This is a genomic window from Streptomyces amritsarensis, from assembly GCF_001953875.1.
Taxonomy (GTDB): Bacteria; Actinomycetota; Actinomycetes; order Streptomycetales; family Streptomycetaceae; genus Streptomyces; species Streptomyces amritsarensis.
In genome coordinates this window covers 1-10,200 of the sequence record NZ_MQUR01000159.1, presented here as the reverse complement: position 1 = coordinate 10,200, position 10,200 = coordinate 1, and the positions used below count along the sequence as shown (strand labels likewise).

Here is a 10,200-nt window from a genome sequence, read left to right as displayed (position 1 = left end):
GTGGGAAAGCCCCGCACCTTCTGGTGCGGGGCTTTTCTGCGTTCCGGACACGTGCGTGGACTCCTGTAGGGTCAGGGGGCATCGAACGACCGTTTTCTACCGTCACAGTGGAGGCCCCCGGGTGGAGGTCCAGGAGACTCGGGTTCAGACTGACCGAATTTTCACCATTCCCAACATCCTGAGCATGGCTCGCCTGGCCGGCGTGCCCCTGTTCCTGTGGCTGATCCTCGCCGAGTACGACGGATGGGCCCTCGCCGTCCTCATGCTCAGCGGGATCAGCGACTACCTCGACGGGAAGCTCGCCCGGCGCTGGAATCAGATCAGCAAGCTCGGCCGGCTGCTGGACCCCGCCGCGGACCGCCTCTACATCCTGTCCACGCTGTTCGGTCTGACCTATCGCGAGATCCTGCCGCTGTGGCTCACCGGAGCCCTCCTCGCGCGTGAGCTGATGTTGCTGGTCATGGTGTGGATCCTGCGCCGCCACGGATATCCGCCGCCGCAGGTCAACTTCCTCGGCAAGGCCGCAACCTTCAACCTGATGTACGCCTTCCCGTTGCTCCTGCTCAGTGACGGAGGCGGCTGGTTGGCCTGGTTGGCCGCAGTTTTCGGATGGGCGTTCGCGGGATGGGGTACAACCCTCTATTGGTGGGCAGGAATCCTTTACGTGGTTCAAGTCCGCCGTCTGGTGAAGGCTGACGCCACGGCCGATTGAGCCCGCCCGACGCCGGATGACCCGGAGGAGTCGCGAAGTCACCGAACGAGGCGGGTGAGAGTCGGCACGACTGTCATCTCTCAAGGAGGACTCTTCCGACATGAAGGCCGTCGTGATGGCCGGTGGCGAGGGCACACGCCTTCGCCCCATGACCTCGAGCATGCCCAAGCCGCTCCTGCCGGTGGCAAACCGCCCGATCATGGAGCACGTACTCAGGCTGCTCAAGCGGCACGGGCTCAATGAGACCGTGGTTACCGTGCAGTTCCTGGCGTCGCTCGTCAAGAACTACTTCGGGGACGGCGAAGAGCTCGGGATGGAGCTCACCTATGCCAACGAGGAAAAGCCACTCGGGACCGCCGGCAGCGTGAAGAATGCCGAGGAGGCCTTGAAGGATGACGCCTTCGTCGTCATTTCCGGCGATGCGCTGACCGACTTCGACCTCACCGACCTGATCCGCTTCCACAAGGAGAAGGGCGCACTCGTCACGGTGTGCCTGACCCGGGTACCCAACCCACTGGAATTCGGCATCACCATCGTGGACGAGGAAGGCAAGGTCGAGCGCTTCCTGGAGAAGCCGACCTGGGGCCAGGTCTTCTCGGACACCGTCAACACCGGCATCTACGTCATGGAGCCCGAAGTCTTCGACTACGTCGATCCCGACGTGTCGGTCGACTGGTCCAGCGACGTCTTCCCCCAGCTGATGAAGGAAGGCCGGCCGATCTACGGCTACGTCGCCGAAGGCTACTGGGAGGACGTGGGCACCCACGAGAGCTACGTCAAGGCCCAGGCCGACGTGCTCGAAGGCAAGGTCGAGGTCGAGATGGACGGCTTCGAGATCTCCCCGGGCGTATGGGTCGCCGAGGGAGCCGAGGTCAGCCCGGACGCCGTGCTCCGCGGACCGCTCTACATCGGGGACTACGCCAAGATCGAAGCCGGCGTGGAGATCCGCGAGCACACCGTCATCGGGTCCAACGTCGTCGTCAAGAGCGGAGCCTTCCTCCACCGGGCGGTCGTCCACGACAACGTGTACATCGGCCCCCACAGCAACCTCCGCGGCTGCGTCATCGGCAAGAACACCGACATCATGCGCGCGGCCCGGATCGAGGACGGAGCCGTCATCGGCGACGAGTGCCTCGTCGGCGAGGAATCGATCGTGCAGGGCAACGTGCGCGTCTACCCCTTCAAGACGATCGAGGCCGGTGCCTTCGTCAACACGTCCGTCATCTGGGAGTCCCGCGGACAGGCCCACCTCTTCGGCGCGCGCGGAGTCTCCGGAATCCTCAACGTCGAGATCACCCCCGAGCTGGTGGTCCGGCTCGCCGGAGCCTACGCCACCACCCTGAAGAAGGGCGCGATCGTCACCACGGCCCGCGACCACTCCCGCGGCGCGCGAGCGCTGAAACGGGCCGTGATCTCCGCGCTCCAGGCCAGCGCGATCAACGTGCGCGACCTGGAGAACGTACCGCTGCCCGTCGCGCGGCAGCAGACCGCGAGAGGAAGCGCAGGCGGGATCGTCCTGCGGACCTCGCCCGGAGTTCCGGACTCCGTCGACATCATGTTCCTCGACGAACGAGGCGCCGACCTCTCGCTCCAGCAGCAGCGCAAACTCGACCGCGTGTACGCACGCCAGGAGTACCGGCGGGCCTTCCCCGGCGAGATCGGCGACCTGCAGTTCCCCGGCAGCGTCTTTGACGCGTACACCGGCTCGCTGCTGCGGCGGGTGGACACCACCGGGATCGGGGACGCGGGGCTCAAGGTGGTCGTCGACGCCACCAACGGCAGCGCCGGGCTCGTCATGCCGAGCCTCCTGGGACGGCTCGGAGTGGACGCCCTGACGATCAACCCGGGGCTCGACGAGACCAGGCCGACGGAAAGCGCCGAGTCCCGGCGCGCCGGCCTGGTGCGGCTGGGCGAGATCGTCGCCTCGGCGCGCGCCGCCTTCGGTGTGCGGTTCGACCCGGTGGGTGAGCGGATCTCCCTCGTCGACGAGCGCGGCCGGATCATCGAGGACGACCGGGCGCTGCTGGTCATGCTGGACCTGGTCGCGGCGGAGAAGCGCAGCGGCAAGGTCGCGCTGCCGGTGACCACCACCCGCGTCGCCGAGCAGGTGGCGGCCTACCACGGCACACAGGTGGAGTGGACGACGACCTCGCCCGACGACCTGACCCGGGTCGGGCGGGCCGAGAACACGATCTTCGGCGGAGACGGCCGGGGCGGCTTCATCGTCCCGGAGTTCAGCAGCGTCTTCGACGGCTCGGCGGCGTTCGTCCAGCTGCTCGGCCTGGTGGCGCGCACCCAGCTCACCCTGAGCCAGATCGACGCCCGGATCCCGCGGGCGCACGTGCTCAAGCGCGACGTGCCGACACCGTGGGCCGTCAAGGGGCTCGTCATGCGCCGGGTCGTCGAAGCGGCCGGAGACCGGCAGGTGGACACCACCGACGGGGTGCGGGTGGTCGAGGCCGACGGACGGTGGGCGCTGGTCCTGCCGGACCCGGCGGAGGCCGTGACGCACCTGTGGGCCGAAGGCCCCGACGACGCCTCCGCGCAGGCGCTGCTCGAGGAGTGGGCGGGCGTGGTGGACGGCGCCGGGCACTGAGTGCCGGGCGGGCGATGACATAAGGCGGAAGTCCGGTGGGCCGGGGCGGGGAGTCCCGTCCCGGCCCACCGGATGGACGCATTGGGTGTGTGCGGCGCCGACATGCGACGATGTGCGGCATGTCGCAGCCGCCCCCCAACCGGACTCCGGCGCCTTCCGTGCCGGCGCGGCCGGACGCCTCCATGTCGCTGCTGACGCACGTGATGGACCACAGCCTCGACGAGGGCTATGCGGAGGCGACGGCCCGGCGCCGTGCGGACGGCACCGCAGGCCTGCCCCGCACCCTCAAGGCCAAGCTGGGGCTCGCCGCCGGCCTCGTGGTCGCCGCGATGGTCGTCACGCTCGGCGCGGCCGAGGCCCGCGTGGACGCGCCGGTGCTCGCCAAGGAACGCCAGGAGCTGATCGACCGGGTGCAGCGGGCCGACGAACGCGCGGACGCCCTGGAGCAGAACATCGACCGGCTGCGGACCGACGTCGCCGCACGTCAGCGTGCGGCCCTCAAACAGCCCGGCGGGAGCCAGGGCGAGCTCGTCTCCCAGCTGGCCGGCGCCACCGAGGTGCGCGGGCCCGGGATCAAGCTGGTGGTGGACGACGCGAAGGGCTCGTCCACGGGCGACGGCGGAGGGCCCCGCGAGAGCAGCGGCTTCTCGGACACCGGCCGGCTCCGCGACCGCGACATGCAGAAGATCGTCAACGGACTGTGGCAGTCCGGCGCGGAGGCGATCTCCATCAACGGGCAGCGGCTGACCGAGCTGTCGGCGATCAGGGCCGCGGGCGACGCGATACTGGTCGACAACCGGCCGCTGGTGCCGCCGTACGAGGTGCTGGCGGTGGGGGACAAGAAGAAGCTCGGCCCGGCCTTCCAGAACTCGGCGGACGGGCAGTACCTGCACGTGCTCCAGGAGAGCTACGGGATCCGCTACACCCTCTCCCCGGCCGACGAGCTGAGGCTGCCGGCCGCTTCGAGCCTGATCGTACGTACAGCCACAGCAGCAGAGCAGCAGAAGGGTGCATCGTGATCGCGGTACTGGGCCTCTTGGCCGGAGTGGTGGTCGGACTTCTGGTCCGGCCCGAGGTACCGGCCGTGGTGGAGCCTTATCTGCCCATCGCCGTGGTGGCGGCGCTGGACGCGGTGTTCGGGGGCTTGCGCGCCATGCTGGACGGCATCTTCGTCGACAAGGTCTTCGTGGTGTCGTTCCTGTCGAACGTCGTGGTGGCCGCCCTGATCGTCTTCCTCGGCGACAAGCTGGGCGTCGGCTCGCAGCTGTCCACCGGCGTGGTCGTCGTCCTCGGCATCCGCATCTTCTCCAACGCCGCGGCCATCCGCCGGCACGTTTTCCGGGCGTGAGGGACATGAGCGCGAACGACACCCCTCCCGAGGAACCGAACGTCCCGGAACAGCCTCTTGAAGAGGGAAAGACACAGGCCGGGCCGGTTGCCGAGGAGACCGGCCGACAGCGGCTGGCGGCGGGACTGTGGCCGCCGAGGGTCAGCCGGGCCCAACTGATCGTCGCGCTGCTGCTGTTCGTCCTGGGCCTGGGCCTCGCCATCCAGGTCCGCTCGAACAGCGACTCCAGCGCGCTGCGCGGGGCACGCCAGGAGGACCTCGTACGGATCCTCGACGAACTCGACGGGCGGACCAAGCGGCTGGAGGACGAGAAGCAGCGGCTGGAGGACCAGCGCCGCGAACTGGAGAGCAGCTCGAACCAGGCCGAGGAGGCCCGCAGACAGACCGTGGAGAAGGAACGTCAACTCGGCATCCTGGCCGGTACGGTGGCAGCGCAGGGACCGGGCATCACGCTCAGGATCACCGACCCCACCGGCCAGGTGCAGTCCGACCAGCTGCTGGACACCCTCCAGGAACTGCGGGCCGCCGGGGCCGAGGCGATCCAGATCAACGGGGTGCGCATCGTGGCAGGCTCGTACTTCTCGGACGAGAACGGCGGGGTCGGGATCGACGGCAAGAAGATCACACAACCGTATGAGTTCAAGGTGATCGGCAAACCCCAGGATCTGGAGCCCGCGCTCAACATCCCGGGCGGTGTCGTCCAGACGCTGGAGAAGGAGCAGGCCACGGTCGCCGTCACACGGTCGGCGAAGATCGTTGTGGATGCCTTGCGGGCTGCGAAGCAGCCTGACTACGCTCGGTCGTCATCGGGGTGAAGAGGGAGCGGAGTGGAGGGTGGAGCGGCTCACGCGGGCTGATGCCTGCGGGGGGTCGGCGCACCGAAGTTGCGGTGCGTGGTGGAAACTGTCTGGTGGTTACGGACGTTGTGAGAATGTCCGGGTCGGCAGGTGTCTGCATTCGGAGTTCGTCCTGCCCCACGGGCGGGTCTGTTTCAGTCAAGGGGAATCGCCCGTGAAGTTGTTTGAGAAGTTGTTCGGCAAGAAGAACCGCGAGGAGAGCGGCGCGGCGAGGCACCGTGCCGGGGACGCGGAAGGGCAGGGTGACCGGCCGCTGTTCCGCGACGAGGTCGCCGGTGCGGGCGAGGTTCCGGGTGCCCCCGGCGCGTCGTCTGTTGACCCTGCCGGTACCGGCCGCATAGGTTTCGGTGAACCATCAACCTCAACTGCGGGTGGAGGGTTTGCCCCCGACCCGTACGCCACCAATGCCTCCGCGGGGCAGCCGCGGCGCGAGGAGCCGTCCATGTCGGCCGAGCAGGTTTGCAGCAGGTGCGGACACCGCAGCGATGCGGCCAGCCGGTTCTGCTCCAACTGCGGCGCGCCGCTGCGGGCGGGCCTGACGCCGGAGCGTGCCTCGGAGACCACGTCCACCATCTCGATCTCGGGCCTGGAGGCCTATGAGGCCGAGGTGACGGGACAGACGCACGTGTCGTCCTCGCTGTCCCCCGAGGCCCAGGCCGCGGTGGAGGCCCTGCCGCCCGGCTCCGCCCTGCTCATCGTGCGGCGCGGACCCAACTCCGGCAGCCGCTTCCTGCTCGACGGCGAACTGACCACGGCCGGCCGGCACCCGCAGAGCGACATCTTCCTGGACGACGTCACCGTCTCCCGGCGCCATGTCGAATTCCGCAGGAGCCAGGACGGCGGCTTCACCGTGGCCGATGTAGGCAGCCTCAACGGCACGTACGTCAACCGTGAACCGATCGACTCCGTCGCCCTGCACAACGGCGACGAGGTGCAGATCGGCAAGTACCGGTTGGTCTTCTACGCGAGCCTGCGGGGCGTCTGACCCTCCCCCGGACCCGGTCCGGGGGCACCCGAGGGAAGGTCCCATGCTGCGCAATCCGACAGGCGGCGCCGGAAACGGCACCGCCGGCTCGGCCGGGCGGCTGGTGAGCATCGGTACGGTGCTCACCACGCTGCGTGACGAGTTCCCCGAAGTCACGATCTCGAAGATCCGTTTTCTGGAGGCGGAGGGGCTGGTCGAGCCCCGGCGCACACCGTCCGGGTACCGCAAGTTCAGCACGGAGGACGTGGAGCGCCTCGCCCGCATCCTGCGCCTGCAGCGTGATCACTACCTGCCGCTGAAGGTCATCCGCGAGCAGCTCGACGCGCTCGCACGCGGGGAGCAGATCCGCATCCCGGCGCCCACGGCGCACGGCGACTGCGCCGACCCGTCCGACACCGCCGTCCCCGCCGCCGTCTACGGCGAGGCGGTCCAGGAGCGGCCCCCCGCGGCCCGTGTGGGGCGCCAGGAGCTCCTCGACGCCGTCGGCGTGGACGAGGACCAGCTCGTCGAGTGGGAGTCGTACGGGCTCCTCGCCGAGGCGCCCGGCGCAGGGTTCGACGCCGACGCGGTCACCGTGGCCCGGCTCGTGGCCGACCTGGGGCGTTTCGGCCTGGAGCCGCGGCACCTGCGCGCCATGAAGGCGGCCGCCGACCGGGAGGCGGGTCTGGTGGAGCAGGTCGTGGCACCGCTGCGCCGGCACCGCAACCCGCAGACCAGGGCGCATGCGGAGGCCACGATGAAGGAGCTCGCGGGCCTGACCGTACGGCTGCACGAGGCCTTGGTGCAGAGCGCTCTCGGCGTCCGGTTGCGCTGACCTGGCCGGTCGGGGTGGAGCCCCGACTACCCAAACCTGCCGAGCAGGTCCTAGGGTTGCTGTGTGAACGAGCTCGACGTTGTGGGTGTCCGGGTGGAAATGCCCTCCAACCAACCGATCGTGCTCCTGCGTGAAGTGGGAGGCGATCGGTACCTCCCCATCTGGATCGGTCCGGGGGAGGCGACGGCCATTGCCTTCGCCCAGCAGGGGATGGCCCCTGCCCGGCCGCTGACGCACGACCTCTTCAAGGACGTGCTGGAGGCGGTCGGTGAGGAGCTCACCGAGGTCCGGATCACGGATCTGCGGGAGGGCGTCTTCTACGCGGAGCTCGTCTTCGCCAGCGGGGTCGAGGTGAGCGCGCGGCCTTCCGACGCCATAGCCCTCGCCCTGCGGACGGGGACGCCGATCTACGGCAGTGACGGCGTGCTGGACGACGCCGGAATCGCCATCCCGGACGAGCAGGAGGACGAGGTGGAGAAGTTCCGCGAGTTCCTCGACCAGATCTCACCCGAGGACTTCGGCACCGGCCCGCAGTGAGGCGTCGGCCGCGTCGTCCACGGTGTGCCGCCAGCCCATTCGAGTAGCCTTTCCCCGCAAAGGGATACGGGAAACCACTCTCAGGGTGATTATCACTCGGCGTGCCGAGTGTGGCGATCGTTGACGCACCCCTGGTGACTGCCTACCTTCGAGGTGGGCAGGTCAAGGACGGAGGGTCGGCGTGAGGATCACGGGCGACGGTACGACCGGGGGCACCCCCGTACGGAGTGGCACCGGGCCGTACCCGCTGCACGGTGGTGCGGTCGGATCCGCGCGCCGTCAGCCGGAGTCGACGCCGGTCGGACCGGTGGACGCGGACCCGGCGCCCGAGCAGGTCGGCTACCGCGGGCCGACGGCGTGCGCCGCGGCCGGCATCACCTACCGGCAGCTCGACTACTGGGCCCGCACCGGACTGGTGGAGCCCAGCGTGCGGGCCGCGTACGGGTCGGGGACCCAGCGCCTCTACAGCTTCCGCGACGTCGTCGTCCTCAAGATCGTCAAGCGTTTCCTGGACACCGGTGTGGCACTGCAGAACATCCGCACCGCGGTGCAGCACCTGCACGACCGCGACCTCGCGGACCTGGAGCGGATGACGCTGATGAGCGACGGCGCCACCGTGTACGAATGCACCTCGCCGGACCAGGTCGTCAGCCTCCTCCAGGGCGGGCAGGGCGTCTTCGGTATCGCCGTGGGCGTGGTGTGGCGCGATGTGCAGAGCGCGCTGTCGCAGCTGCACGGGGAGCGGGTGGACACCGGGGAGACCCTGGTCGGGCACAACCCGACGGACGAACTGGCCGCCCGCCGCAACCGCGCCGGCTGAGCAGCCCGGCCGAGCCTCGGGAATGTCAGAGGCATAGGGCAGCATCGGTGCTGTGAGAGCCGCTCCGACCATCCTGCACCTGGACATGGACGCCTTCTACGCCTCCGTCGAGCAGGCGTCGAAGCCGAGCCTGCGCGGCAAGGCCGTCATCGTGGGCGGGCTCGGGCCGCGCGGGGTCGTCGCCACGGCCTCGTACGAGGCCCGGCGGTTCGGGGTGCACTCGGCGATGCCCACGGCGCAGGCAAGGCGGCTCTGCCCGAACGGCGCCTACCTGATCCCGCGGTTCACGCTCTACCGGCAGGTCAGTGACGTGGTGATGGCCATGCTGCGGGAGCTGTCGCCGCTGGTGGAGCCGCTCAGCCTGGACGAGGCCTTCGTGGATCTGGAGGCGGGCGGGGTCGCTTTCGACTCGGGCTCCGCCCGGGCCACGGGTGAGAGGCTGCGGGCCGACATCAGGGCCGCCACCGGGCTCAGCGGGTCCGTGGGGCTCGCCGGGTCGAAGATGCTGGCCAAGGTGGCCTCCGAGGAGGCCAAGCCCGCCGGGCTGCTGCTGATCGAGCCCGGGACCGAGCGGGAGCTGCTCGCCCCGATGTCCGTACGGACCCTGCCCGGCGTGGGGCCGGCCACCGGCGAGCACCTGCGCCGCGCCGGGATCACCACGGTGGGGGAGCTGGTGGAGGCCGGGGAGGACGAGCTGGTCCGGATGGTCGGCCGGGCACACGGCACGGGGCTGTACCGGATGGCGCTCGGCCTGGACGACCGGCCGGTGGTCGCGGAGCGGGACGCCAAGTCGGTGTCGGTCGAGGACACCTTCGACGTGGACCTGCACGACCGGGTGCGCATCCGGGGCGAGGTGCAGCGGCTCGCCGACCGGTGCGTGCGGCGGTTGCGGGGCTCCGGGCACTCGGGGCGCACGATCGTGCTCAAGGTCCGGCGGTACGACTTCTCCACGCTGACGCGGTCCGAGACGCTGCGCGGGCCCACGGACGACGCGGCGGTGGTGCGGGAGGCCGCCGCACGCCTGCTGGAGGCGGTGGACACCACGGGCGGCGTGCGGCTGCTGGGGGTGGGGGTGACCGGTCTGGCGGACTACACCCAGGAGGACCTCTTCGCGCAGTCGCTCGCGGCCGAGGCGGCGGCTGATGCGGGGGTGGCCGAGGCAGGAGCGGCGGACGAGGAGGGCGGTACGCCCGCCACGGGCGGTACGGCCGGTGGAGCCGAGCCGCAGGCCGCCGACGGGAGCGCGGGGGCCCAGGAGGGGTCTGAGCCGCCCGTGCGGGCGCAGGAGGCCCCCGAGCGCCGCTGGGCGGCCGGGAGCGACGTACGGCACGTCCTGTACGGGCCGGGGTGGGTGCAGGGCAGTGGCGTCGGGCGGGTGACCGTGCGGTTCGAGCAGCCCGGATCGGAGCCGGGCCGGGTGCGGACCTTCCGGGTGGACGACCCCGATCTGGAGCCGGCCGACCCGCTGCCGCTGGTGGGGGAGGCGGTCTAGTGCTGTGGCCGGAAAGGTTTGCCGGGGCGCGGCGTCCGG

10 protein-coding genes are annotated in these 10,200 nt (G+C 70.2%); all 10 read left to right on the top strand.

The window, feature by feature from the left end; all coding sequences use genetic code 11:
* The first annotated feature begins 121 nt into the window (after positions 1–121).
* The gene (clsA, locus tag AVW11_RS34505) at positions 122–712 is read left to right on the top strand and encodes a cardiolipin synthase ClsA (protein WP_030842437.1); all 591 of its coding nucleotides are present in this window, start codon (positions 122–124) and stop codon (positions 710–712) included.
* 100 nt (positions 713–812) lie between these two features.
* Complete coding sequence (locus AVW11_RS34500) at positions 813–3,308, top strand: mannose-1-phosphate guanyltransferase (protein WP_030842435.1); 2,496 nt, start codon at positions 813–815, stop codon at positions 3,306–3,308.
* Positions 3,309–3,418: 110 nt separating this feature from the next.
* A complete protein-coding gene (locus tag AVW11_RS34495) occupies positions 3,419–4,327 on the top strand; it encodes a DUF881 domain-containing protein (RefSeq protein WP_076046990.1) in 909 nt (302 codons plus the stop codon).
* A complete protein-coding gene (locus tag AVW11_RS34490) occupies positions 4,324–4,656 on the top strand; it encodes a small basic family protein (RefSeq protein WP_007262894.1) in 333 nt (110 codons plus the stop codon). Before AVW11_RS34495 ends, AVW11_RS34490 begins: the two co-directional genes overlap by 4 nt.
* Positions 4,657–4,661: 5 nt before the next feature.
* Positions 4,662–5,471: a DUF881 domain-containing protein gene (locus AVW11_RS34485; RefSeq protein ID WP_030842432.1), complete on the top strand. Its 810-nt coding sequence runs from the start codon at positions 4,662–4,664 to the stop codon at positions 5,469–5,471.
* Between the two features lie 88 nt (positions 5,472–5,559).
* Positions 5,560–6,498 carry an FHA domain-containing protein gene (locus AVW11_RS34480; RefSeq protein ID WP_076046991.1) on the top strand — a complete coding sequence of 313 codons (939 nt, stop codon included), beginning with the start codon at positions 5,560–5,562 and terminating at the stop codon, positions 6,496–6,498.
* Positions 6,499–6,541: 43 nt separating this feature from the next.
* Entirely contained in the window at positions 6,542–7,312 is a 771-nt protein-coding gene (gene ftsR / locus AVW11_RS34475; protein WP_030842428.1) for a transcriptional regulator FtsR, read from the top strand.
* A 63-nt stretch (positions 7,313–7,375) separates the two neighbouring features.
* Complete coding sequence (locus AVW11_RS34470) at positions 7,376–7,849, top strand: bifunctional nuclease family protein (RefSeq protein WP_007262890.1); 474 nt, start codon at positions 7,376–7,378, stop codon at positions 7,847–7,849.
* Positions 7,850–8,030: 181 nt separating this feature from the next.
* Complete coding sequence (locus tag AVW11_RS34465; protein ID WP_030842426.1) at positions 8,031–8,669, top strand: MerR family transcriptional regulator; 639 nt, start codon at positions 8,031–8,033, stop codon at positions 8,667–8,669.
* Between the two features lie 52 nt (positions 8,670–8,721).
* Entirely contained in the window at positions 8,722–10,161 is a 1,440-nt protein-coding gene (locus AVW11_RS34460; RefSeq protein ID WP_076046989.1) for a DNA polymerase IV, read from the top strand.
* Positions 10,162–10,200 lie beyond the last annotated feature (39 nt).